The organism is Type-F symbiont of Plautia stali (assembly GCF_059731105.1).
Map to the genome: position 1 here is coordinate 1475541 of NZ_AP035909.1, position 22846 is coordinate 1498386.

General features: G+C 57.7%; 23 protein-coding genes. 18 read left to right on the plus strand and 5 right to left on the minus strand.

The window, feature by feature from the left end; translation table 11 throughout:
* The first annotated feature begins 45 nt into the window (after positions 1 to 45).
* Positions 46 to 1584: a murein biosynthesis integral membrane protein MurJ gene (murJ, locus tag AC6I7A_RS06945; RefSeq protein WP_009090890.1), complete on the plus strand. Its 1539-nt coding sequence runs from the start codon at positions 46 to 48 to the stop codon at positions 1582 to 1584.
* A gap of 64 nt (positions 1585 to 1648) precedes the next feature.
* Here murJ and flgN read toward each other — a convergent pair whose 3' ends face one another.
* From flgN to flgA, 3 genes are all read right to left on the minus strand, one after another.
* Complete coding sequence (gene flgN / locus AC6I7A_RS06950) at positions 1649 to 2080, minus strand: flagellar export chaperone FlgN (protein WP_009090889.1); 432 nt, start codon at positions 2078 to 2080, stop codon at positions 1649 to 1651.
* Positions 2081 to 2085: 5 nt separating this feature from the next.
* A complete protein-coding gene (gene flgM, locus AC6I7A_RS06955; protein ID WP_009090886.1) occupies positions 2086 to 2388 on the minus strand; it encodes a flagellar biosynthesis anti-sigma factor FlgM in 303 nt (100 codons plus the stop codon).
* A gap of 104 nt (positions 2389 to 2492) precedes the next feature.
* Positions 2493 to 3152, minus strand: a complete 660-nt coding sequence (flgA, locus tag AC6I7A_RS06960) for a flagellar basal body P-ring formation chaperone FlgA (protein ID WP_058957505.1) — start codon at positions 3150 to 3152, stop codon at positions 2493 to 2495.
* Between the two features lie 154 nt (positions 3153 to 3306).
* On the opposite strand from flgA, the gene flgB reads away from it, so the two are divergent.
* The 11 genes from flgB (at position 3307) to flgL (ending at position 13274) form a co-directional block, all read left to right on the plus strand.
* A complete protein-coding gene (gene flgB, locus AC6I7A_RS06965) occupies positions 3307 to 3720 on the plus strand; it encodes a flagellar basal body rod protein FlgB (RefSeq protein ID WP_009090882.1) in 414 nt (137 codons plus the stop codon).
* Between the two features lie 2 nt (positions 3721 to 3722).
* Entirely contained in the window at positions 3723 to 4127 is a 405-nt protein-coding gene (flgC, locus tag AC6I7A_RS06970; RefSeq protein WP_009090881.1) for a flagellar basal body rod protein FlgC, read from the plus strand.
* 12 nt (positions 4128 to 4139) lie between these two features.
* On the plus strand, positions 4140 to 4811 hold the full coding sequence (gene flgD / locus AC6I7A_RS06975) for a flagellar hook assembly protein FlgD (protein ID WP_009090880.1): 672 nt from the start codon (positions 4140 to 4142) through the stop codon (positions 4809 to 4811).
* 26 nt (positions 4812 to 4837) lie between these two features.
* Positions 4838 to 6094 carry a flagellar hook protein FlgE gene (gene flgE, locus AC6I7A_RS06980; protein WP_009090879.1) on the plus strand — a complete coding sequence of 419 codons (1257 nt, stop codon included), beginning with the start codon at positions 4838 to 4840 and terminating at the stop codon, positions 6092 to 6094.
* A 20-nt stretch (positions 6095 to 6114) separates the two neighbouring features.
* Positions 6115 to 6870 (plus strand): flagellar basal body rod protein FlgF, encoded by a 756-nt coding sequence (locus AC6I7A_RS06985; RefSeq protein ID WP_009090878.1) that lies wholly within the window; start codon positions 6115 to 6117, stop codon positions 6868 to 6870.
* A gap of 17 nt (positions 6871 to 6887) precedes the next feature.
* Positions 6888 to 7670, plus strand: coding sequence for a flagellar basal-body rod protein FlgG (gene flgG / locus AC6I7A_RS06990; RefSeq protein WP_009090877.1), 783 nt, complete (start codon positions 6888 to 6890; stop codon positions 7668 to 7670).
* Between the two features lie 60 nt (positions 7671 to 7730).
* Positions 7731 to 8441: a flagellar basal body L-ring protein FlgH gene (locus AC6I7A_RS06995; RefSeq protein WP_033736336.1), complete on the plus strand. Its 711-nt coding sequence runs from the start codon at positions 7731 to 7733 to the stop codon at positions 8439 to 8441.
* A 9-nt stretch (positions 8442 to 8450) separates the two neighbouring features.
* Positions 8451 to 9560 carry a flagellar basal body P-ring protein FlgI gene (locus AC6I7A_RS07000; protein ID WP_009090875.1) on the plus strand — a complete coding sequence of 370 codons (1110 nt, stop codon included), beginning with the start codon at positions 8451 to 8453 and terminating at the stop codon, positions 9558 to 9560.
* The gene (gene flgJ, locus AC6I7A_RS07005; protein WP_009090874.1) at positions 9560 to 10519 is read left to right on the plus strand and encodes a flagellar assembly peptidoglycan hydrolase FlgJ; all 960 of its coding nucleotides are present in this window, start codon (positions 9560 to 9562) and stop codon (positions 10517 to 10519) included. Before AC6I7A_RS07000 ends, flgJ begins: the two co-directional genes overlap by 1 nt.
* Positions 10520 to 10644: 125 nt before the next feature.
* Positions 10645 to 12294: a flagellar hook-associated protein FlgK gene (gene flgK, locus AC6I7A_RS07010; protein WP_058957504.1), complete on the plus strand. Its 1650-nt coding sequence runs from the start codon at positions 10645 to 10647 to the stop codon at positions 12292 to 12294.
* A 14-nt stretch (positions 12295 to 12308) separates the two neighbouring features.
* Complete coding sequence (gene flgL / locus AC6I7A_RS07015; RefSeq protein WP_058957503.1) at positions 12309 to 13274, plus strand: flagellar hook-associated protein FlgL; 966 nt, start codon at positions 12309 to 12311, stop codon at positions 13272 to 13274.
* Positions 13275 to 13453: 179 nt separating this feature from the next.
* On the opposite strand, the gene rne is transcribed toward flgL, so the two are convergent.
* Positions 13454 to 16900 (minus strand): ribonuclease E, encoded by a 3447-nt coding sequence (gene rne / locus AC6I7A_RS07020; RefSeq protein WP_058957502.1) that lies wholly within the window; start codon positions 16898 to 16900, stop codon positions 13454 to 13456.
* 572 nt (positions 16901 to 17472) lie between these two features.
* Between rne and rluC the strand changes: the two genes are divergently transcribed.
* A complete protein-coding gene (rluC, locus tag AC6I7A_RS07025; RefSeq protein ID WP_058957501.1) occupies positions 17473 to 18429 on the plus strand; it encodes a 23S rRNA pseudouridine(955/2504/2580) synthase RluC in 957 nt (318 codons plus the stop codon).
* Between the two features lie 11 nt (positions 18430 to 18440).
* Here rluC and AC6I7A_RS07030 read toward each other — a convergent pair whose 3' ends face one another.
* Entirely contained in the window at positions 18441 to 19028 is a 588-nt protein-coding gene (locus AC6I7A_RS07030) for a Maf family protein (RefSeq protein WP_058957500.1), read from the minus strand.
* 140 nt (positions 19029 to 19168) lie between these two features.
* Here AC6I7A_RS07030 and yceD point away from each other — a divergent pair, with 140 nt between their 5' ends.
* The 5 genes from yceD to fabD are packed head-to-tail and all read left to right on the plus strand — an operon-like array spanning position 19169 to position 22844.
* Positions 19169 to 19690, plus strand: coding sequence for a 23S rRNA accumulation protein YceD (yceD, locus tag AC6I7A_RS07035; protein ID WP_009090867.1), 522 nt, complete (start codon positions 19169 to 19171; stop codon positions 19688 to 19690).
* Between the two features lie 14 nt (positions 19691 to 19704).
* Positions 19705 to 19875, plus strand: a complete 171-nt coding sequence (gene rpmF / locus AC6I7A_RS07040) for a 50S ribosomal protein L32 (protein ID WP_003849870.1) — start codon at positions 19705 to 19707, stop codon at positions 19873 to 19875.
* 25 nt (positions 19876 to 19900) lie between these two features.
* Positions 19901 to 20941, plus strand: coding sequence for a phosphate acyltransferase PlsX (plsX, locus tag AC6I7A_RS07045; protein ID WP_009090865.1), 1041 nt, complete (start codon positions 19901 to 19903; stop codon positions 20939 to 20941).
* Positions 20942 to 21895: a beta-ketoacyl-ACP synthase III gene (locus tag AC6I7A_RS07050; RefSeq protein WP_009090864.1), complete on the plus strand. Its 954-nt coding sequence runs from the start codon at positions 20942 to 20944 to the stop codon at positions 21893 to 21895.
* 16 nt (positions 21896 to 21911) lie between these two features.
* Positions 21912 to 22844, plus strand: coding sequence for an ACP S-malonyltransferase (gene fabD, locus AC6I7A_RS07055; protein WP_058957499.1), 933 nt, complete (start codon positions 21912 to 21914; stop codon positions 22842 to 22844).
* Positions 22845 to 22846: the final 2 nt, after the last annotated feature.

A 22846-nucleotide genomic window follows, 5' to 3' on the forward strand; every position in this document is an offset into this window, starting at 1 on the left:
GCGACTTCTCCTTTTTACTGATTTTTTCAGGATGCGCCGTCAATTATGAATCTTTTGAAATCGCTGGCAGCGGTCAGTTCCATGACCCTGTTTTCCCGCGTTCTGGGCTTTGCCCGTGATGCCATCGTGGCGCGGGTGTTTGGCGCCGGAATGGCGACCGATGCGTTTTTTGTTGCGTTTAAACTGCCGAATCTGCTGAGGCGTATTTTTGCCGAAGGCGCGTTTTCCCAGGCATTTGTGCCCATTCTCGCGGAATATAAAAGCAAACAGGGTGAGGAGGCGACACGTCTGTTCCTCTCCTATGTCTCAGGCCTGCTGACACTGGCGCTGGCGCTGGTGACCTTCGCAGGGATGCTCGCTGCGCCCTGGGTGATCATGATTACCGCACCGGGCTTCAGCGACCATGCGGATAAATTTGCCCTGACCAGTTCCCTGCTGCGGGTGACCTTTCCTTACATAATGCTGATCTCGCTGGCGTCGCTGGCGGGTGCGGTGCTGAACACCTGGAACCGCTTCTCGGTGCCAGCTTTTGCGCCGACCCTGCTGAACGTCAGCATGATCAGCTTCGCCCTGTTCGCCGCGCCGCATTTCCATCCGCCGGTGATGGCGCTCGCCTGGGCGGTCGTCGTGGGCGGGGTGCTGCAGCTCGGCTATCAGCTGCCACACCTGAAGAAGCTGGGAATGCTGGTGCTGCCACGCATCAATCTGCGTGACGCAGGCGTCTGGCGCGTGATGCGTCAGATGGGGCCGGCGATCCTGGGCGTTTCGGTCAGTCAGATCTCGCTTATCATCAATACCATCTTCGCCTCGTTCCTGGTGTCGGGTTCCGTCTCCTGGATGTACTACGCCGATCGCCTGATGGAGTTCCCCTCCGGCGTACTGGGCGTGGCGCTGGGTACCATTCTGCTGCCGTCGCTGGCCAAAAGTTTTTCCAGCGGCAATCACGATGAGTATTCCCGGCTGATGGACTGGGGACTGCGCCTCTGCTTCCTGCTGGCGCTGCCCTGCGCTGTGGCGCTGGGGATGCTCTCCGGCCCGCTCACCGTGGCGCTGTTCCAGTACGGCAAATTCACGGCCTTCGATGCGCTGATGACGCAGCGTGCGCTGATCGCCTACTCTGTAGGCCTGATGGGCCTGATTGTGGTCAAGGTGCTGGCACCCGGCTTCTATTCACGGCAGGACATCAAAACCCCGGTTAAAATCGCGATTATCACGCTGATCATGACGCAGGTGATGAACCTGGCGTTCATCGGCCCGCTGAAACATGCCGGTCTCTCTCTGTCGATTGGGCTGGCGGCCTGTCTGAATGCCTCGCTGCTCTACTGGCAGCTGCGCAAGAAGCAGATCTTTATGCCTCAGCCGGGCTGGAGCAGCTTTCTGGTGCGTCTGCTGATCGCCGTGGCGGTGATGGCCGGGGCGCTGTTTGCCATGCTGCAATGGATGCCCGCCTGGGAGCAGGGCTCGATGCTGTGGCGACTGCTGCGTCTGGCGCTGGTCTGTGCAGTGGGTGGGGGAAGTTACTTCCTGGCGCTGGCGCTGCTGGGATTCCGGCTGCGCGACTATGCGCGCCGTACCGCTGCCTGACGCTGTTCCTCTTCTGCCATAAAAAAATCCCGCATCAGCGGGATTTTTTTTGCTACTTTTCTGCTCAGGCTTTACGGCTTAACGTGGCCTGGCCTTTACCCATCCCATCCGGGCCATAGAACGCCTGGGTCTGATGCGGCTTCAGCACCTCCAGGGCATCCTGGGTGTAGCGAATCTGATGCTGCAGCAGCATGCCGTTATGCACATTGGCATCCTGCAGACGACGGCTATGCTGCTGGATGACGTCCCAGCGGCGTGCCATGTCGTTCTGACCACGATAAGGTGCCGACACGGACTGACTCTTTTCAGCGGTGCGTCGCATCTCATCCAGATAGTTCAGCGTGCTGAGCAGCGCGCTTTTATCTTCAGTGATGCGCTGCAGCAGGTTGCTGTTAATGTTGCCGCTTGCCAGCTGCTGCTGCTCTTCTTCCAGCACCGCAGAAAGCGATGCCAGCACGTCCTGCATCTTATCTAATGTGGTCTGCAAATTACTCATGGTAACTAATTACCCTCTAAATACGCCTTAGTATCGGCAATCAGCGCATCGGCGATTTTGCCGGTATCCATCTTCAGTTCGCCATTACGAATGGCGGTTTTCAGTTGTTCAACGCGCTCGACGTTGATGTCTTTGCTGCTCGGCTGCATCAGCTGAGACTGCGCGCTGCTCAGATTGACCTGAGCGGCCGCCGCCGGCGCTGCCGCCGGGCTGGCACTCTGACGCACTTTGCTGCTGCCTGGCTCGCTGGTATCGCGGCTCTGTACGGTGCTGGCGGGTTTCAGAGGTTGCGTTCTGTCAATGCTCATATTCGGGCTCCTGTACGGTCAGGGGAAGTCTGCCACCTGAATCATAATAGCGTTATCGCTTTGTTGATTCTTCTATCGGCAGCATGATGGGCTTCTTTAACACTTTACAGCGTTATAAGAATATTCCCATCCTCGCGCACCTTACCGCTGACAATCTGACCATTCCCCATCCTGACGCGAACCCACTGTGAACGGGTGGCGTTGTTCAGCGCCTTGCCCTCACCACTGGCGTCAAAGCCGTCGCCGCTGGCTATCACCATCACACTCTGACCCGCCTTAACCCGCCACGGCTGACGCAGCATGGCGGGGTTGATCGGCTGTCCCGGTGGGATATCACGCAGGACGACCGCATCGGCCACCGAGTCGCTGTTCAGCAGGGCGCGTGCGGGCAGGGTATCCAGACGCCCCGTCTGCAGCGTGAAGTCGCTTTCGCTGACGCTGCTGCCCCGGCTCAGCAGCCGGTTCGCCACCAGATAGCTCCCGGTCACCTGGACCTGAACCTGGAGATAACGACGGTTTTCACCGCAGTTAGCCGCCACGCTCATGTTGCCCCACAATCGGCTGTTGCCGGGCAGGGTGAACTGAGGCGCCTCACAGGTGGGCCACTGCGCCTGCGGCGTGCGAATCACCACCGTCATGCCCTGAGCATGCTGGGCGTCACGCGCTTTAAAAAACTGGTTCAGTTGTGCATTGAGATCTCCCGCAGAAGCCGGCAGGGCGATCGCGACCAGCAGGCTGGTCAGCAGGGTCAGATATCGACGCATGGTGCAATTCCTCACTGATGATGGCAACGAGTGTAACCGTTAAGAAAAATCCTCAATTGTCAAAATAGCGGTCATTTGAGGCCTTATTCAGACGATGACCCCTTGCTTTTTCAAATTAAGCTGCCAGCTCGAAATTCTCATACGCGGAGGAAACATGCTCGACAAACTGGATGCGGCGCTGAAATTTGGTACGGAGGCCCTCAACCTGCGTGCTCAACGTCAGGAGATCCTGGCGTCAAATATTGCCAACGCCGATACCCCTGGTTATCAGGCCCGGGATATCGACTTTGCCAGCGAGCTGAGTCGGGTGATGTCCAATGGCCGTGCGGAAGGCAGCAGCATGGCGTTGAAGGTCACTTCAGCTCGCCACATTGAAGCACAGACAAACGGCGTACCCTCGATGGACATGCTTTATCGCATTCCCGATCAGCCTTCTGCCGACGGTAACACCGTAGATATGGACCGTGAGCGTACGCAGTTCGCGGATAACAGCCTGAAATATCAAACCGACCTCACCCTCATCAGCAGCCAGATCAAAGGCATGATGAGCGTGTTACAAGGGCAATAATTATGGCCTTGCTGAATATTTTTGACATTGCCGGTTCAGCGATGACCGCGCAATCACAGCGATTAAACGTCAGTGCCAGTAACCTGGCGAACGCCGACAGCGTCACCGGTCCCGATGGCAAGCCTTACGTGGCAAAGCAGGTGGTCTTCCAGACCGATGCGGCGCCGGGCTCAGCGACCGGCGGGGTGAAAGTCGCCCGGGTTGTCGAGGATCCGACGCCAGCGAAACTGGTTTATGACCCGGGCAACCCGATGGCCGATGCCAAAGGCTACGTGAAGATGCCGAACGTGGATGTGGTCTCCGAAAGCGTCAACACCATGTCGGCGTCACGCAGCTACCAGGCCAACGTGGAAGTGCTGAACACCGTGAAGTCGATGATGATGAAAACCCTGACGATTGGGCAATAACGGAGAAAAACCATGGCTATCGCGGTAGGCGTTAATGAAAAACTGGATCCGTCGGTTCTCAGCTCCTCCAGCACCGGCACCGGCAACAATGCGCAGGATCTGCAGAACCAGTTCCTGACCATGCTGGTCACCCAGTTACAGAACCAGGATCCCACCAATCCGATGGATAACAGCCAGCTCACCACGCAGCTGGCACAGATCAATACCCTGAGCGGGATTGAAAAACTGAACACCACGCTGGGATCGATCTCCGGCCAGATCAGCACCAGCCAGTCGCTGCAGAGCTCCACGCTGATTGGGCATGGCGTGATGGTCAACGGCAGCCAGATTCTGGTCGGCAACGGCACCACAACGCCTTTTGGTGTTGAGCTCGGCTCCGCCTCGACCGGCGCCACTGCCACCATTAAAGATGCCAGTGGCGCGGTGATCGACACCGTCGATCTGGGCGCGCTGAGCGCTGGCGTGCACACCTTCTCGTGGGACGGCAAGCTGACGGATGGTTCAGTGGCCCCGGATGGTAAATACAGCGTTGCGATTGCTGCAAGCAATGGCAACACACAACTGGTGGCACAACCGCTGAACTACGCCTACGTCAATGGGGTGAGTACCGCGAACGACACCACCAAACTGGATCTCGGCACCATGGGCTCCGCCACCCTTGACGACGTACGTCAGATTCTCTGATTAACCTGTAGACAGGAGACACACACATGTCATTTTCCCAAGCGGTCAGCGGCCTTGGCGCTGCCTCTAGTAACCTTGATGTCATCGGTAACAACATCGCCAACTCCGCCACCGCGGGCTTTAAATCCAGCACCATCGCGTTTGCCGATATGTTTGCCGGTTCTAACGTCGGCCTCGGCACGAAAGTGGCGGCCGTGATCCAGAACTTCAACGACGGTGCGACTACCACCACCAGCCGTGGCCTGGATGTGGCGCTGAGCGGTAACGGTTTCTTCCGCATGACCGACAACAGCGGCGGCGTGTTCTACTCACGTAATGGTCAGTTCACCCTTGATGCCAACCGTAATCTGGTTAACACCCAGGGCCTGAACGTGACCGGCTATCCGGCCAGCGGTTCACCGGCCACCATCCAGTCGGGTGCAAACCCGGTGGCGATCCGTATTCCGACCGAGCAGATGCCAGCCCGCGCCACCACCACGGCCGGACTGATTGCCAACCTGAACTCAACGGACACCACGCCATCTGTGACCACCTTCTCGACGGCGAACGCAGACAGCTACAACAAGAAAACCACGGCAACCGTGTTCGACTCGCAGGGTAATGACCATGCGCTCGACATGTACTTCGTGAAAGACACCACCAGCAACAGCTGGACCGTTCATACCATCGACGGTAACACCGGCAGCTCGGCGGGCGACTTCCGCATGACGTTTGATACCAGCGGTAAGCTGACAGGCGTCTCTAAGCTGGATGCAAACGGTGCGGTAGTGAGCACCACCAACGACGGTACCGTTGGCCTGACGCTGAACGTGGGCGGCGCCAATGGCGCGGTCGCGAACCAGCCGATCACCCTGAGCATGCTGGGCAGTCTGCAGCAGAACACCGGCGCCACCACTTTTGGCAGCCCGACACAGGATGGTTATGCACCTGGCGATCTGACCAGCTACGCCATCAATGATGACGGCACCATCACCGGCACCTACTCCAACAAGAAAACCCAGCTGCTGGGTCAGATTGTGCTGGCGAGCTTCTCTAACCCGGAAGGTCTGCAGTCACAGGGCGACAACGTCTGGTCTGCGTCAGGCGCATCCGGTCAGGCAGCAATCGGTCTGGCCAACACTGGAACCTTTGGTTCTCTGACGGCGGGCGCCCTGGAGTCCTCAAACGTCGATATGAGTAAAGAGCTGGTGAACATGATCGTGGCGCAGCGTAACTATCAGGCGAATGCGCAGACCATCAAAACTCAGGACCAGATTCTCAACACGCTGGTTAACTTACGTTAATTCGCTAACAGGATTGCCATATGGATCACGCGATATATACCGCGATGGGCGCGGCCAGCCAGACGCTGGATCAGCAGGCGGTCACCGCCAGCAACCTCGCCAACGCCTCAACACCTGGCTTTCGTGCGCAGCTCAATGCGCTGCGCGCGGTGCCGGTGAATGGCTGGTCACTGCCAACCCGTACGCTGGTCGCCGCCTCCACACCCGGCGCCGACATGAGCCAGGGCGCGATGGATTACACCGAGCGTCCACTCGATGTGGCGGTGCAGCAGGATGGCTGGCTGGCGGTGCGTACCGCTGACGGCAGCGAAGCTTATACCCGCAACGGCAATATGCAGATCAGCCCGAACGGCACGCTGACGGTTCAGGGCAATCCTGTGATGGGCGACGGCGGTCCGATTGTGATCCCGCAGGGCACCGAAATCACCATTGCGGCTGACGGCTCCATTACCGGCCTGAATGCCGGTGACTCGCCTAACGCCACGGTTCAGTTGGGTAAGCTGAAGCTGGTCAGGGCCACCGGCCAGGAGCTGCAGCGCAGTGATGACGGGATGTTCCGTCCCACGGCTGCGACACAGGCAACCCGCGGTGCGGCGCTGCAGGCTGACGCCACCATGCAGGTGATGCCTGGCGTGCTGGAAGGCAGCAACGTCAAACCGGTGGAAACCATGGTCGATATGATCGCCAACGCCCGACGTTTTGAGATGCAGATGAAAGTCATCACTAACGTCGACGAAAATGAACAAAAAGCCAATCAGCTCCTGAACATGAGCTAAGGCGCGAGGATAACAACATGATTCGTTCTTTATGGATCGCTAAGACCGGTCTTGATGCGCAGCAGATGAACATGGACGTGATTGCCAACAACCTGGCTAACGTCAGCACCAATGGCTTTAAGCGTTCGCGTGCCGTGTTCGAAGATCTGATGTACCAGACCATGCGCCAGCCGGGCACGCAGTCGTCCGAACAGACGACGCTGCCATCCGGTCTGCAGATCGGCACCGGTGTCCGTCCGGTCACCACTGAGCGTCTGCACACCCAGGGCAACCTGTCACAGACCAGCAATTCAAAAGATATCGCCATTAACGGCCAGGGCTATTTTCAGATTCAGATGCCGGATGGCACCTCTGCTTATACCCGTGACGGCGCGTTTCAGGTGGATCAGAACGGCCAGCTGGTGACCAACTCCGGTTTCCCGGTGCAGCCCGGCATTACCATTCCGGCTAACGCCACCAGCATCACGGTTTCGCGTGACGGAGTGGTCAGCGTGACGCAGCAGGGCCAGGCCCAGGCTGCGCAGGTGGGTCAGTTAACCCTGAGCACCTTCATGAACGATGCCGGTCTGGATAGCGTGGGTGAAAACCTCTACAAGGAAACTCAGGCATCGGGCGCACCGACTGACAGCACCCCAGGCCAGAACGGCGCGGGTCTGCTCTATCAGGGCTATACCGAAACCTCAAACGTTAACGTGGCGGAAGAGCTGGTCACCATGATTCAGACGCAGCGCGCTTACGAAATCAACAGCAAGGCGATCAGTACCTCTGATCAGATGCTGGCGAAATTAACGCAGATTTAATCCCGAACAGGGCCAGCCCATGCTGGCCTGAATGACAGACATTAATAAGGTCGTGACGCCGTGGCGAAGCAACAGATTCTCAAGCCTGGACATTGGTTAGTCGCCTCGCTGCTGCTAACTCTTAACGGTTGTGCCCTGGTCCCCCGGACCCCGCTGGTCGAAGGCGCAACCACAGCACAGCCGATGCCGTCCGCGCCACCGGTGGTAAACGGCTCCATTTTCCAGGGCGTCGCGCCGCTTAACTACGGCTACCAGCCGCTGTTTGAAGACCGCCGTCCACGCAACATTGGCGATACCCTGACCATCACGCTGCAGGAAAACGTCAGTGCCAGCAAAAGCTCTTCCGCCAATGCCAGCCGCGATGGCAGCAACAGCTTTGGCCTGAACGCCGTGCCGACCGGTCTGGCGGGCCTGGTGGGTGCCGGTGGCGAAAAAGCCAATATCAGCGCGGAAGGCAAAAACGATTTCGCCGGGAAAGGGGGCGCATCTGCCAACAACACCTTTACCGGCACCATTACCGTCACGGTGGATCAGGTGTTGTCGAACGGCAACCTGCACGTGGTCGGTGAAAAACAGATCGCCATTAATCAGGGCACGGAGTTCATTCGCTTCTCAGGTGTAGTCAACCCACGCACCATCAGCGCCAGCAACGCCGTGTTATCTACCGCTGTCGCCGATGCACGTATCGAGTACGTCGGAAATGGCTATATCAATGAGGCGCAGACCATGGGTTGGTTACAGCGCTTCTTCCTGAACATCTCGCCGATGTAAGAGGTTTCAATGAAAAAGTTAACGCTGTTGCGCGCCGGGCTGGCGCTGCTGCTGGGCGTCAGCCTGCTGGCAAAAGCCGATTTAATTCGTGACTTAACCACCATCCAGGGGGTTCGCGAAAACCAGTTACTGGGCTATGGCCTGGTTGTGGGTCTCGATGGTACCGGTGACCAGACGACCCAGACGCCGTTTACCACTCAGACCGTCAGCAACATGCTGTCACAGCTGGGGATTACCGTGCCCGCAGGCACCAACATGCAGCTGAAAAACGTGGCGGCGGTTATGGTCACCGCAAAACTGCCCGCGTTTGCCCGTCAGGGACAGAACCTGGATGTGGTGGTCTCTTCACTGGGTAACGCCAAAAGCCTGCGCGGCGGCACGCTGTTAATGACGCCGCTGAAAGGGGTCGATAACCAGGTCTATGCGCTGGCGCAGGGAAATATCCTCGTGGGCGGTGCAGGCGCATCGGCAGGCGGCAGCAGTGTTCAGGTTAACCAGCTTAACGGCGGCCGGATTACCGGCGGGGCCACGGTAGAGCGTGAACTGCAGAGCAACTTTGGTTCGCAGAACACCATTAACCTGCAGCTGAACAACGAAGACTTCTCCATGGCGCAGCGAATTGCTGATGCGATTAACGCGCGTGGGGGATATGGCTCGGCTCAGCCGCTGGATGCGCGTACCGTGCAGATCCGCGTCTCACCAAACAATGGCGCGCAGGTGCGTCTGCTGGCCGATATCCAGAACATTAACGTCTCGATTCCGGTTGAAGATGCCAAAGTGATCATCAACTCCCGTACCGGCTCGGTGGTGATGAACCGCGAAGTGACGCTGAATCAGTGTGCGGTGGCGCAGGGCAACCTCTCTGTGACGGTCAACCAGCAGCAGAACGTCAGCCAGCCTGATACCCCGCTGGCCGGTGGTCAGACGGTGGCCACAACGCAGACCCAGATCGATCTGCGTCAGAGCGGCGGTGCGCTGCAACGCGTCAACGCCAGCGCCAACCTGAACAACGTGGTGCGTGCGCTGAATGCGCTGGGCGCGTCACCTATCGAGCTGATGTCGATTCTGCAGTCAATGCAGAGTGCCGGCTGTCTGCGTGCCAAACTGGAAATTATCTGATGGCTGATATGCAATCTGTGATGAGTGCGGCTTACGACAGCCGCTCCCTGAATGAACTGAAACACCAGGCCAGCAACGACCCGAAAGGGCATGCGTTGCAGGTGGCGCGTCAGGTCGAAGGGATGTTTGTACAGATGATGCTGAAGAGTATGCGCGAGGCGTTGCCGCAGGACGGCATTATGAGCAACGAACAGACCAAACTCTTCACCTCTATGTATGACCAGCAGATTGCGCAGGAGATGGGGAAACGCGGGCTTGGCCTGGCGGAAACCATCGTCAAACAGATGCAGCCCGCTGTCGCGCCGGATGAGAAAGCCGGAACGGTGCCGATGAAGCTGGATAACAGCTTCATCCTCAGCACCAGCGGGGCGACGCCGATGCCGGCGCAGCAGCTGGAGCAGATGGTGCGTAAAGCTATGCCGCGTCTGCCTGCCGCTTCGCCAACTGGCCTGCCCAGCGACAGCCGCGAGTTCATCGCGCAGCTGACGCAGCCCGCGCAGGCGGCCAGTCAGCAGAGTGGTATCCCTCATCACCTGATTCTGGCGCAGGCGGCGCTGGAGTCGGGCTGGGGCCAGCGTCAGATCCTGACCCGCGACGGTAAACCGAGCTACAACGTCTTCGGCATCAAAGCGAGTGGCGACTGGAAGGGTGACACCACCGACATCATGACCACCGAATATGAGCAGGGCGAAGCGAAAAAAGTCCGGGCCAGCTTCCGGGTCTATAACTCCTATTTCGAGGCGCTGACCGACTACGTCCGGCTCCTGACGAAAAACCCACGCTATGCGGCGGTCACTACCGCATCCAGTGCAGAGCAGGGCGCGCAGGCGCTGCAGGCGGCGGGCTATGCCACCGATCCTAAATATGCGCAGAAGCTGGTGGGAATGATTCAGCAATTCAAAAGCATGGGCGACAAAGTCGTTAAAGCGTACAGCCAGGATATTGGCGACCTGTTCTGATCATTGCGCCTCAAGTTTCACTTAAGCAAGCCGATAACATCACCATAAGCCAGATGCGTTTTCGCCCGCTGGCGTTCATTCAGATCTCTGCCAGCCCGGTTGACGGGGGAACGTAAGGAACCGAGATGTCCAGCATAATTAACTCCGCGATGAGCGGATTGAGTGCCGCACAGGCCGCCCTGAGCACCACCAGTAATAACATCACGAACTACACCGTGGCGGGCTACTCCCGTCAGACAACGGTGCTGGCGCAGGCAAACAGTACCCTGCAGGGCAACAGCTATTACGGCAACGGCGTAAAAATCTCCGGTGTACAGCGCGAGTATGATGCTTTCATCGCAACGCAGTTGCGCGGTGCCAGTGCCAGCTACAGTGCTGTCGATCTCCAGCATAGCCAGATCTCTAACATTGACGATCTGCTGTCGACCTCGACCACCAGTCTCTCCACCTCCCTGCAGGGCTTCTTTACCAACCTGCAGAACGTGGTCAGCAACGCCAACGATCCCTCGGCGCGTCAGTCTATGCTCAGTAACGCTCAGGGGCTGGTCAGCCAGTTTCAGACCACGGCGCAGTATCTGAACAACATGCAGAACAGCGTCAATTCTGATGTCGCCTCCAGCGTGAAACAGATCAACACCTACAGCTCGCAGATTGCCGACCTCAACCAGCAGATTGCCAAACTGACAAACGGCAACGGTGCCGAACCTAACGATCTGCTGGATAAACGCGATCAGCTGGTTAACGAGCTGAATAACGTGGTTGGCGTCACGGTTTCGCAGCAGGATGGCAATTACACCGTATCCATGGCCAACGGCCTGACGCTGGTCAACGGCTATAAATCCAGCGATCTGGTGGCGATGAACTCCAGCAGCGATCCGACACGCACCACCATCGGCTATGTCGACAAACAGGCGGGCAACGTCGAGATCCCGGAAAAGCTGATCACCACCGGATCGCTAGGCGGTCTGCTGGCGTTCCGCTCTCAGGATCTCGATCTGGCACAGAATCAGCTCGGACAGCTGGCGGCGGCCTTTACCACCAGCTTTAACGACGTGCACAAGCAGGGCTTTGACAGCAACGGCGACCAGGGTGTCGATTTCTTTAACATCGGCACTCCGCTGGTAGTCAGCAACAGCAAAAACAGCACCGCTGCGTCCGTCACCGCCGAATGGACCGATACCAGCGCGCTGAAAGCCTCTAACTACACCGTCAGCTATGACGGCACTAAATGGACTGCCACCCGTGCTTCAGACAGCACGGCGGTCACCATTGCGCAGGGAACCGACGCCAGTGGCAACACGACGCTGAGCTTTGATGGTCTGAAACTGACCGTCGCGGCCACCCCGGCACCTGCCGCGAAAGACAGTTTCCTGGTGAAGCCGGTTCAGAACGTCATTAACGACATGTCCGTAGCGATTACCAGTGAATCCCAGGTAGCCGCGGCGAGCGCCGTGGGCGGCGAAAGTGATAACCGCAATGCGCAGAAGCTGCTGAACCTGCAGGATGTGAAGCTGGTGGGCGGAAATGCCACGCTGTCGCAGGCTTATGCGAGCATCGTCAGCACCGTGGGTAACAAAACCAGCTCGCTGGAAACCACCAGCACCACCCAGAAAAGCGTGGTCAGTCAGCTGACCGATCGCCAGCAGTCGGTCTCTGGCGTAAACCTCGATGAGGAGTACGCCAACCTGACTAAATACCAGCAATATTACATGGCTAATGCGCAGGTGCTGCAGACGGCCAGCACCGTGTTTAACGCATTGATCAATATTCGCTAAGGGCAGGAGATAACATGCGAATCAGTACAAATATGATTTTTGACCAGCAGGTGCGCGGCATTACCGACTCGCAGGCCTCCTGGCTGAAAGTGGGTGAGCAGCTCTCCAGCGGTCGCCGTGTAACGAATCCCTCGGATGACCCGATTGCGGCGTCACGCGCGGTGGTGCTGTCACAGACCCAGCAGAAGGGAAGTCAGTATGCGCTGGCGCGTACCTTTGCTGAGCAGGGGCTCTCCCTGGAAGAGAATGCGCTGAAAGGCGTGACCAGCAGTATTCAGAGCGCACAGACGCTGATCATCAACGGTTCAACCGGTACGCTGAGCGACGATGACCGTGGCTCGATCGCCACCCAGCTGGAGGGGATCCGTGCTCAGTTGCTGAACCAGGCAAACAGCCAGGATGCCAACGGACGCTACATCTTTGCAGGTTATAAAACCGACAGCGCACCTTTTGTTGATGGTGCCGGAACCGGCGTCAGCTACGCGGGCGGCACAGAAGCCATCACCCAGAAGGTCGATACCAGCCGTACCATGACCGTGGCGCACACCGGTGACAATGTCTTTATGTCTATCACCAGCAACGCAACCAAAGAGCCGGATGGCAGCGCCAGCGAAACCAACCTGTTTAAGATGCTGGATAGCGCGATTGCCGCATTGAAAGTGCCGCAGAATGATGCTGACGCCGCAACCAAAAAGACCTTCCAGGACGCCATGGATAAAACCAACCGCGGCTTGGGCAATGCGCTGAATAATGTTTTAACCGTGCGTGCTGAGATTGGTACCCAGCTGTCTGAAATCGATACGCTGAATGCGCAGGGTGATGACCGCGACGTGATCTATAACTCCCAGATGAGTGACCTGGTGAATGTGGATTACACCGAGGCCGCTTCCAGCTACACCATGCAGCAGACGGCACTACAGGCTTCTTATAAGACCTTTACCGACATGTCGAAGATGTCACTGTTTAAGATGAACTCGTAATCTGACCTGAAAATTTGAGCGTACTTTAACCGGATACGCTTAGTTTTTCCCACTCTCCCCTCAGGGAGGGTGGGATTTTTTTTGCCTGTGATTTAGCGACTGGCGGAGCAGGGGGACAGAATGGCAGCCATAAAAAAACCCCGGCTAAGGCCGGGGTTCAGATGACAACTGCTGAGAGATTACGGCTTGGTTGCCGGGGCTGTTGCCTGATGCGTGGCGCTGTGACCGCCTGCCGAACCGCGACCGTCGAACTGATACGGTGAACGTACCCAGTCACTGTGCGGAGCCGGTTCTGACTGCCAGGCTGGCGCCGGGGCTTTAGTCATTGGCGCAGAGGCGAAGTGCTTCCAGCGCGTGCCGTCATTGGCTACCGCATCAGCAGCAGGCGCGGCTGCTACCGGCTCGGCTGCGGTCACGGGAGCTGCAGGCGCAACATCGCGCGCGGCAACCGGTGCGTGAGGTTCCTGAACCGGCGCGGTGTCAGCATCGGCTGCGACCGGAGCCTTCAGAACCTCTTCAACCTCGGCGGCAATCGCTTCGCTGACATCAACGGCAGCGTGCTCAGCAACGTCAGCTGGCTGTGCGGTATCCGCAGAGGCCGCAACCGGGGTTTCCGTGACCGGTTCAGCAGGAACGGCTTCAGCCGCGACCACTTCTGCTTTTGCTTCGTCTGCAGCGGGGACCACAGAAGGCTGCTGATCAACCGGTGCTTCAATAGCACGGGTGTCGTTAGTGTTCACCACCGGCACGGGTGTTTCTGCCAGTGGCTCGGCCTGCTGTACTGCGGCGTCAGCCTGCTGAACTGGCGCATCGGCTTGCGGCGCAGCCTGCTCTGCAGAGACGTCTGCCTGTACTGCGGATTCAGCCGCAGCCGCAGTCGCAGCCGCGACCGGCAGCGCAGTGACTTCTGCGCTCTCTTCAGGGCTGTACGCCGGTGTCTCATGCGTCACATTCTGAACCTGCTCTTCGCTGGCCTGGCTTACCGGGTAGCGAACCCAGACTTTACCGGACGCCATCTCAGGCGAGGCTGCTGCCGCAGCCAGAGGCATTGCAGACTGCGTCGGATAACGCTCATCACGGTAACGACGACGACGTTGTCCGCTGACGCGCAGATGACGCGGTGAACGACGTGAGCGACGCGGCATATTCGCACCGTCGCGGTTCTCGTTGTCATCCTGCTCATCAGTCTGAGCACTCTGCAACTCAGGCTGCGGCTGAGCAACGTCGGCTGGCTGAGGCTGACGCACTTCGGCAGGCTGCGCATTGTCGCTGGCATCCGCTGCCACAGGCTGGCGGTTGTCGTCAACGCGTACCTTCTGGTTCAGCTGGCGCGGCTTACGACGCGGCATAACCTGAACGCGTTCCTCTTCCTGTGCGTCAGTCGCTTCCGGCGCATCTGCCACGGCTGACTGCTCTGCGGCTTTGGCGGCTTCTTCACCCGCGCGCTTCTCTTCCTGACGACGACGCTGACGTTCTGCACGCTGTTCACGGCGCTGTTGCTGCTGCTCTTCACGCTGCTGACGCGCTTCTTCGCTCAGTGCCGGACGCTCTTCGCGAGCCTCGCCAGACTGAGACTGACGCTTGTTGCGGCGATTATCGTTGCCATCACGCGGCTCGCGGCTCTCGCGTGGCTCACGGCTCTCACGCGGTTCACGTGGCTCACGACTTTCACGCGGTTCACGGCCTTCGCGTGACTGTGCATTGTCACCGTTACGCGGCGTGCGTTCACGACGATTGTTGTTGCGACGGTTGTTATTGTTGCGACGCTCGCCGCCACGGGAGGAACTCTGCTCCTGCTCACTTTCTGCGGCTTTCTGCGGTTCAGCAACGGCAGCGGTCTTAGGCTTAGCAGCAGGGGCTTCTTCGCCCGCGAACATTTTTTTCAGGCCACCCAGCAGGCGTCCGAAGAAACCGGTGCTGACGGTCGCTGACGGTGCCACCGCCGGCGCGCCTTTTGCTGCGGGCTTGCTTTCGGTGCGCTTCGCTTCAGGAGCGACTTCAACCGGGGCCGGCGGCGCATCTGGCATCACAAAGGCAGCCAGAGCTGGCTGCTCAGGACGACGACGCTCAGAGTGCTCCTCATCCGACGGCATTGCCATCTCGGCTTCATGCAGCTTCGGCAGGTGATAACTCAGGGTCTGCGTCTCTTCGCCTTTACGCACGCGCAGCACGGAGTAGTGTGGGGTCTGCATCTTGTCATCAGGAACGATGATCGCCCGCACGCCACCCTGGCGTTTTTCAATCGCGTTGACCGCTTCACGTTTTTCGTTCAGCAGGTAAGAGGCCACCTGAACCGGAACAATCGCGTGCACTTCTTTGGTGTTGTCTTTCAGCGCTTCTTCTTCAATCAGACGCAGAATCGACAGGGCCAGCGACTCGTTATCACGAATGGTGCCGGTGCCGCTACAGCGCGGGCAGACGTGGTGGCTGGACTCACCCAGTGACGGGCTCAGACGCTGACGTGACATCTCCAGCAGGCCGAAACGTGAAATGTGGCTGATCTGAATACGGGCACGATCCTGACGGACCGCTTCACGCAGCCGATTCTCGACGGCGCGCTGATGGCGAACCGGAGTCATATCGATGTAATCGATAACGATCAGCCCGCCCAGGTCGCGCAGACGCAGCTGACGGGCAATCTCATCGGCCGCTTCCAGGTTGGTGTTAAACGCCGTCTCTTCGATGTCACCGCCGCGTGTCGCACGGGCTGAGTTGATATCGATAGCGGTCAGCGCTTCCGTGCTGTCGATGACGATAGAGCCACCGGACGGCAGGCGAACTTCGCGCTGGAACGCGGATTCAATTTGCGATTCGATCTGATAGTGGCTGAACAGCGGGATTTCACCGGTGTAGAGCTTGATTTTGCTGCTGAAGTCCGGACGGCCCAGCGCAGCGATGTGCTGACGCGCCAGCTCCAGAACTTTCGGGTTATCGATAAGGATTTCACCGATGTCCTGACGCAGATAGTCGCGGAAGGCACGCACAATCACGTTACTTTCCTGATGGATCAGGAAGGGCGCCGGACGGCTCTCTGCGGCTTTTTTGATCGCATCCCAGTGCTTAAGACGGAAACTTAAATCCCACTGCAGCGATTCGGCAGATTTGCCGACGCCTGCGGTACGGACGATCAGGCCCATGCCTTCCGGCAGTTCCAGCGCAGACAGGGCTTCTTTCAGCTCAGTACGGTCGTCACCTTCAATGCGGCGGGAGATACCGCCTGCACGCGGGTTGTTCGGCATCAGCACCAGATAACTGCCCGCCAGCGAGATAAAGGTGGTCAGCGCCGCGCCTTTGTTGCCGCGCTCTTCTTTATCGATCTGAACAATGACTTCCTGACCTTCACGCAGCACATCTTTAATGTTGGGACGGCCATGCGCGTTGTAGCTGGAGGGGAAGTATTCGCGGGAAATTTCTTTTAACGGGAGGAAACCGTGACGCTCTGCGCCGTAGTCGACAAACGCAGCTTCAAGGCTGGGTTCAATGCGAGTGATTTTACCTTTGTAGATGTTGGCTTTTTTCTGTTCGTGTCCGGGGCTTTCGATATCCAGGTCGTACAGACGCTGACCGTCAACCAGGGCAACGCGCAACTCTTCCTGCTGAGTTGCGTTTATTAACATTCTTTTCATCGTGACTTACTCGTTATTCTTTCATGAGTGATTACAGCTGCGGGCATAGTTACCCTGGACGAGTATCAACCGATGGCCCCGTGACTTAGTGCAATGTCGTCAACCTCACGGCTGTCGACCGCGCGAGGGGCGCAAATAACGTCGGTGGCCTGTTTTTCATAAGGGAAAACAGCACCAGATAGTGGAAATGCCTGAGACAATTAAAAAACCCGTGCATCCCATACTGTTGTCCAGGCCGCAACCCGCAGCCCGCTAAGTGCCTGATTTCGCATTACGTCTTACGCCATTGCTGCGTGTCTGCTCAATCCGGCAAAATGACAATTTCGCTCTTTTTCTGCCCTGAAATGCTTCAGGTAAGAAACTCAAGCATTATTCCACTGCTAACCTTCATATAGCAAGGCGACTTTAGCCAGCTTGTGAAGTTTCTTTACATTTAACTTATTAATGTGTCGGACAAAGCAGCGGTTTGCTGAAAAAGTCAGCAGGGAGGCGACCTGCCGCCACATCAACCCCAGAGTTAAGCACAGAAAAAGGGGTGGCGCTATTAGGGGACACTATTTAGAATCGCCGCCATGAAAACAGAGAATCCGGGCGTACACTTTGTCGCCATCACGGCTGAAAATGCCGGACAACGCATTGATAACTTTTTGCGCACCCAGCTCAAGGGTGTGCCAAAAAGCATGGTTTATCGCATCGTTCGCAAAGGCGAGGTGCGGGTGAATAAAAAGCGCGTCAAGCCCGAATACAAGCTGGAGGAGGGCGATGAGGTTCGCATTCCACCGGTGCGGGTCGCCGAACGCGATGACGAGGCCGTGTCACCGAAGCTGGCAAAAGTGGCCTCACTAGCTGACGCCATTCTGTATGAAGATGAGGCGCTGCTGGTGATGAACAAGCCTTCCGGCACCGCCGTTCACGGAGGCAGCGGGTTGACCTTCGGCGTCATCGAAGGCCTGCGCGCACTGCGTCCCGAAGCTCGCTTCCTGGAACTGGTGCATCGCCTGGACCGTGACACCTCCGGTATTCTGCTGGTGGCGAAAAAGCGCTCGGCGCTGCGTTCCCTGCATGAGCAACTGCGCGAAAAAGGGATGCAGAAGGATTATCTGGCGCTGGTGCGCGGCAACTGGCCGTCACACCTGAAAGTGGTTCAGGCTCCTCTGCTGAAAAATATTCTGCAGAGCGGCGAACGCGTGGTGCGCGTCAGCAGCGAAGGCAAACCCTCTGAAACCCGCTTTAAAGTGGAAGAGCGATTTGAGTTTGCCACACTGGTGAAAGCCAGCCCGGTAACCGGTCGCACGCACCAGATTCGTGTGCATACGCTGCACGCCGGTCATCCTATCGCGTTTGACGATCGCTATGGCGAACGTGACTTTGACAGTCAGCTGGCGGCAACCGGCTTAAATCGCCTCTTCCTGCACGCGGCGGCCCTGACCTTTACCCATCCTGGCACGGGCGACGTGATGCGGGTGGAAGCGCCGCTGGACGAAGGCCTGAAGCAGTGCCTGCTCAGGTTACGTCAGCGTAAAGGGTGAGTGCTTCGGCATCACGCGGTTAAAGGATTGATGCCGGCCTGCTGCAGCATTGCATTGAGCGCAATCAGCGGCAGGCCGACCAGCGTGTTGGGGTCGCGCCCCTCCAGTCGGTCAAACAGACAAATTCCCAGCCCCTCACTTTTAAAGCTGCCCGCACACTGAAGCGGCTGCTCTTTCTCAACATAGCCGGTAATCTCTGCCTCGGTTAAGGTGCGGAAATGCACCACAAAAGGTTCACACGCCTGCAGCAGTGTGCCACTGGCGGGATGACAGAGTGCCAGGCCGGTATAAAACGTGATCGCTTTGCCGCTGGCGGCACGCAGCTGCGCCCGCGCCTTCTCTGCGGTGTGAGGCTTTCCGGTAATCACGCCATCCAGTACACAGACCTGGTCAGAGCCGATAATCCAGTGACTGGGGTAGGTTTCTGCCAGTGCCTGCGCTTTGGCTTTGGCAAGTCGCGTCACCAGCGCCTGCGCCGATTCATCCGGCAGCGGCGACTCATCTACTTCTGGCGCAGCCGTAATAAAAGGCAGCCCCAGCTTGCGCAGCAGCGCCTGTCGGAAAGGGGAGGTCGAAGCTAAAAGAATCGATGGCATCATTTTTTTTCAATAGTAATAGCGAATTGGTGACAGTCATTTTAAACTGTGCGCCGCACTGGATGCGAATAGTGGTTGAAAGATGCTGTTTAACGGCCTTTTTCTTTGACTCTATGACATTACAAAGTTAATATGCGCGCCCTATGCAAAAGGTAAAATTACCCCTAACGCTGGACCCTGTCCGCACCGCTCAGAAGCGCCTTGATTATCAGGGTGTCTACACATCTGCACAGGTGGAGCGTGTGGCCGAGTCGGTCGTTAGTGTGGACAGTGATGTGGATTGTGCCATGTCGTTCGCGGTTGATAGCCAACGTCTGGCGGTACTGACGGGTACTGCTGAAGTTCAGGTGACGTTACGTTGTCAGCGCTGCAACCAGACCTTTCCCCATCACGTAAAAGTCAGTTTTTGTTTCAGTCCCGTCTCTTCTGAAGAGCAGGCCGAAGCATTGCCGGAAGCGTACGAGCCGGTCGATGTCAACGAATTTGGTGAGATCGATCTGCTGGCGGTTGTTGAGGATGAACTGATCCTCGCGCTGCCGGTCGTTCCGGTGCACGATTCTGAACACTGTGAAGTGTCCGAGGCGGACATGGTCTTTGGCAAACTGCCTGCAGAGGCGGAGAAACCAAATCCATTTGCCGTATTAGCCAGTTTAAAGCGTAAGTAATAGGAGTAAGGTCCATGGCCGTACAACAGAATAAACCCACCCGTTCTAAGCGTGGTATGCGTCGTTCGCACGATGCGCTGACCACTGCTGCTCTGTCAGTAGATAAAGTTTCTGGCGAAACTCATCTGCGTCACCACATCACTGCGGACGGTTACTACCGCGGTCGCAAGGTTATCGTTAAGTAAGTTTCTTGCTTAGCAAGGCGATACCTTGACACGTTTGACCCTGGCGATTGATGCCATGGGCGGGGACTTCGGTCCCTGCGTGACAGTGCCTGCAGCATTGCAGGCACTGGCCTCTCATTCGGAACTATTCCTTCTTCTTGTCGGACATCCCGACACTCTCATGCCATTGCTTGCCAAAGCGGATTCCTCCCTGATGGGGCGTTTGCAGGTTATCCCTGCCGAATCGGTTATTGCAAGTGATGCGCGGCCCGCTCAGGCCATCCGGAACAGTCGCGGCAGCTCAATGCGTGTGGCGCTGGAGATGGTGAAAGAGGGACGTGCCCAGGCCTGCATCAGCGCCGGTAACACCGGGGCTTTGATGGGGCTGTCGACACTCTTATTAAAACCGCTGGACGGCATTAAGCGTCCGGCGCTGATGTCCGTTTTACCGCATCAGCAGCAGGGTAAAACGGTGGTACTCGATCTGGGCGCGAATGTGGACTCAGACAGTGCGATGCTGGTGCAGTTTGCCGTGATGGGTTCCGTGATGGCCGAGTATGTACTGGGGATTTCACAGCCCCGTGTTGCATTGCTCAACATCGGTCATGAAGAGACCAAAGGGCTGGAAACGATCCGTGACGCCGCGGTTATGCTGCGAGAATCACCGCACATCAACTATATTGGTTACCTCGAAGGTAACGAGCTGCTGACCGGTAAAACCGATGTCATGGTCTGTGACGGTTTTGTCGGGAACGTCACGCTGAAGACGATGGAAGGCGTGGTAAGAATGTTTCTTTCTCTGCTGAAGTCCTCAGGGGAAGGCAAAAAACGGTCATGGTGGCTTCAGTTGCTGGGGCGCTGGGTTCAGAAACGTCTGGCAAAGCGCTTCGGGCATCTCAACCCCGACCAGTACAATGGCGCTTGTCTGTTAGGATTGCGCGGAACAGTGATCAAGAGTCACGGCGCAGCAAATCAACACGCCTTCGCCGTGGCGATAGAACAGGCAGAGCAGGCGGTGAGGCAGCAAATTCCCGAACGAATTGCTGCGCGCCTTGATGCTGTATTAGCCAGGAGTGACAAAGCCTAGATGTATACCAAAATTATCGGTACGGGCAGTTATCTGCCCAGCCAGGTTCGCACCAATGCCGATCTGGAAAAAATGGTGGAGACGTCGGACGAGTGGATTGTTACCCGTACCGGCATCCGTGAGCGTCGCATTGCTGCACCTGACGAAACCGTCGCCACCATGGGATTCAGCGCCGCTCAGCGCGCGCTGGAAATGGCCGGCATTGAGGCGAACGACGTTGGGCTGATCATTGTCGCCACAACCTCTTCCAGCCATGCCTTCCCGAGCTCCGCCTGCATGATCCAGCAAATGCTGGAGATCAAAGACTGCGCGGCGTTTGACCTTGCGGCCGCCTGCGCCGGTTTCACCTATGCACTGAGCGTGGCCGATCAATACATCAAAAATGGCGCCGTAAAACATGCGCTGGTGATTGGTGCTGATGTGCTGGCGCGTGCGCTGGATCCGGAAGATCGCGGCACCATCATCCTGTTCGGTGATGGCGCGGGTGCGGTTGTGCTGGGCCAGAGCGAAGAGCAGGGGATCATCTCTACCCATCTGCACGCCGACGGTCGCTATTCGCAGCTGCTGACCCTGCCTTATCAGGATCGCGCGCATCAGGATCAGCCTGCCTATGTCACCATGGCGGGCAACGAAGTCTTTAAAGTCGCCGTAACCGAGCTGGCCCACATCGTTGACGAAACGCTGCAGGCCAATAATCTCGATCGTGAAATGCTGGACTGGCTGGTGCCGCATCAGGCTAACCTGCGCATCATCAGCGCCACCGCGAAAAAACTCGGCATGACCATGGATAAAGTGGTCGTCACACTGGATCGCCACGGCAACACCTCTGCCGCCTCGGTGCCAAGCGCACTGGACGAAGCGGTTCGTGATGGCCGCATCAAACCCGGACACCTTATTCTGCTGGAAGCCTTTGGTGGTGGATTCACCTGGGGTTCTGCGCTGGTTCGCTTTTGATTGACAGGAACGAAAGATGACGCAAATTGCATTTGTTTTTCCCGGTCAGGGTTCACAGACCGTGGGCATGCTGGCTGAATTAGCAGCCACTTATCCGCAGGTTGAAGAGACCTTCCGTGAAGCTTCTGACGCGCTGGGATACGATCTGTGGCAGTTAGTCAGTCAGGGTCCGGCTGAAGAGCTGAATAAAACCTGGCAGACTCAGCCAGCCCTGCTGGCCGCCTCCGTGGCTATCTACCGTGTCTGGCAGGCGCAGGGCGGCGAACAGCCCGTTCTGATGGCCGGTCACAGCCTGGGCGAGTACTCGGCACTGGTGTGTGCAGGCGTGCTCAACTTCGCTGACGCGGTGAAACTGGTTGAACTGCGCGGCAAACTGATGCAGGAAGCGGTGCCGGAAGGCACGGGCGCAATGCAGGCGATTATTGGCCTGGATGACGCCGCTATCCGTCAGGCCTGTGAACAGAGTGCTCAGGGCCAGGTTGTTTCGCCGGTAAACTTCAACTCGCCAGGCCAGGTGGTCATTGCGGGTAACAAAGAAGCCGTTGAACGTGCAGGCGCTGCCTGTAAAGCAGCGGGTGCCAAGCGTGCCTTACCGCTGCCGGTCAGCGTGCCTTCCCACTGCGCACTGATGAAGCCTGCTGCCGACAAACTGGCGGTGGCGCTTGAAGGCATAACGTTTAATCAGCCTGCGGTGCCGGTCATTAATAATGTTGATGTCAAAGCCGAATCTGACGCGTCGGCTATCCGGCATGCGCTGGTTCGTCAGCTTTACAGCCCGGTTCGCTGGACCGAGAGCGTGGAAGCGATGGCAGCACAGGGTGTGACACACCTGCTGGAGATGGGTCCGGGCAAAGTCCTGACCGGTCTGACCAAACGCATTGTCGATACCCTGACCGCTGCTGCCGTGAACGATACGGCTTCACTGAACGCTGCACTCGGAAAGGAATAAGA

Coding starts and splice junctions, on each gene's coding strand:
- AC6I7A_RS06985 (WP_009090878.1), top strand. CDS start 6,115: ATGGATCACGCGATATATACCGCGATGGGCGCGGCCAGCCAGACGCTG.
- fabD (WP_058957499.1), top strand. CDS start 21,912: ATGACGCAAATTGCATTTGTTTTTCCCGGTCAGGGTTCACAGACCGTG.
- AC6I7A_RS07000 (WP_009090875.1), top strand. CDS start 8,451: ATGAAAAAGTTAACGCTGTTGCGCGCCGGGCTGGCGCTGCTGCTGGGC.
- flgM (WP_009090886.1), bottom strand. CDS start 2,388: ATGAGCATTGACAGAACGCAACCTCTGAAACCCGCCAGCACCGTACAG.
- flgC (WP_009090881.1), top strand. CDS start 3,723: ATGGCCTTGCTGAATATTTTTGACATTGCCGGTTCAGCGATGACCGCG.
- flgD (WP_009090880.1), top strand. CDS start 4,140: ATGGCTATCGCGGTAGGCGTTAATGAAAAACTGGATCCGTCGGTTCTC.
- murJ (WP_009090890.1), top strand. CDS start 46: ATGAATCTTTTGAAATCGCTGGCAGCGGTCAGTTCCATGACCCTGTTT.
- flgJ (WP_009090874.1), top strand. CDS start 9,560: ATGGCTGATATGCAATCTGTGATGAGTGCGGCTTACGACAGCCGCTCC.
- rluC (WP_058957501.1), top strand. CDS start 17,473: ATGAAAACAGAGAATCCGGGCGTACACTTTGTCGCCATCACGGCTGAA.
- rne (WP_058957502.1), bottom strand. CDS start 16,900: ATGAAAAGAATGTTAATAAACGCAACTCAGCAGGAAGAGTTGCGCGTT.
- flgB (WP_009090882.1), top strand. CDS start 3,307: ATGCTCGACAAACTGGATGCGGCGCTGAAATTTGGTACGGAGGCCCTC.
- flgN (WP_009090889.1), bottom strand. CDS start 2,080: ATGAGTAATTTGCAGACCACATTAGATAAGATGCAGGACGTGCTGGCA.
- flgG (WP_009090877.1), top strand. CDS start 6,888: ATGATTCGTTCTTTATGGATCGCTAAGACCGGTCTTGATGCGCAGCAG.
- yceD (WP_009090867.1), top strand. CDS start 19,169: ATGCAAAAGGTAAAATTACCCCTAACGCTGGACCCTGTCCGCACCGCT.
- AC6I7A_RS07050 (WP_009090864.1), top strand. CDS start 20,942: ATGTATACCAAAATTATCGGTACGGGCAGTTATCTGCCCAGCCAGGTT.
- flgL (WP_058957503.1), top strand. CDS start 12,309: ATGCGAATCAGTACAAATATGATTTTTGACCAGCAGGTGCGCGGCATT.
- AC6I7A_RS07030 (WP_058957500.1), bottom strand. CDS start 19,028: ATGATGCCATCGATTCTTTTAGCTTCGACCTCCCCTTTCCGACAGGCG.
- flgK (WP_058957504.1), top strand. CDS start 10,645: ATGTCCAGCATAATTAACTCCGCGATGAGCGGATTGAGTGCCGCACAG.
- rpmF (WP_003849870.1), top strand. CDS start 19,705: ATGGCCGTACAACAGAATAAACCCACCCGTTCTAAGCGTGGTATGCGT.
- flgA (WP_058957505.1), bottom strand. CDS start 3,152: ATGCGTCGATATCTGACCCTGCTGACCAGCCTGCTGGTCGCGATCGCC.
- flgE (WP_009090879.1), top strand. CDS start 4,838: ATGTCATTTTCCCAAGCGGTCAGCGGCCTTGGCGCTGCCTCTAGTAAC.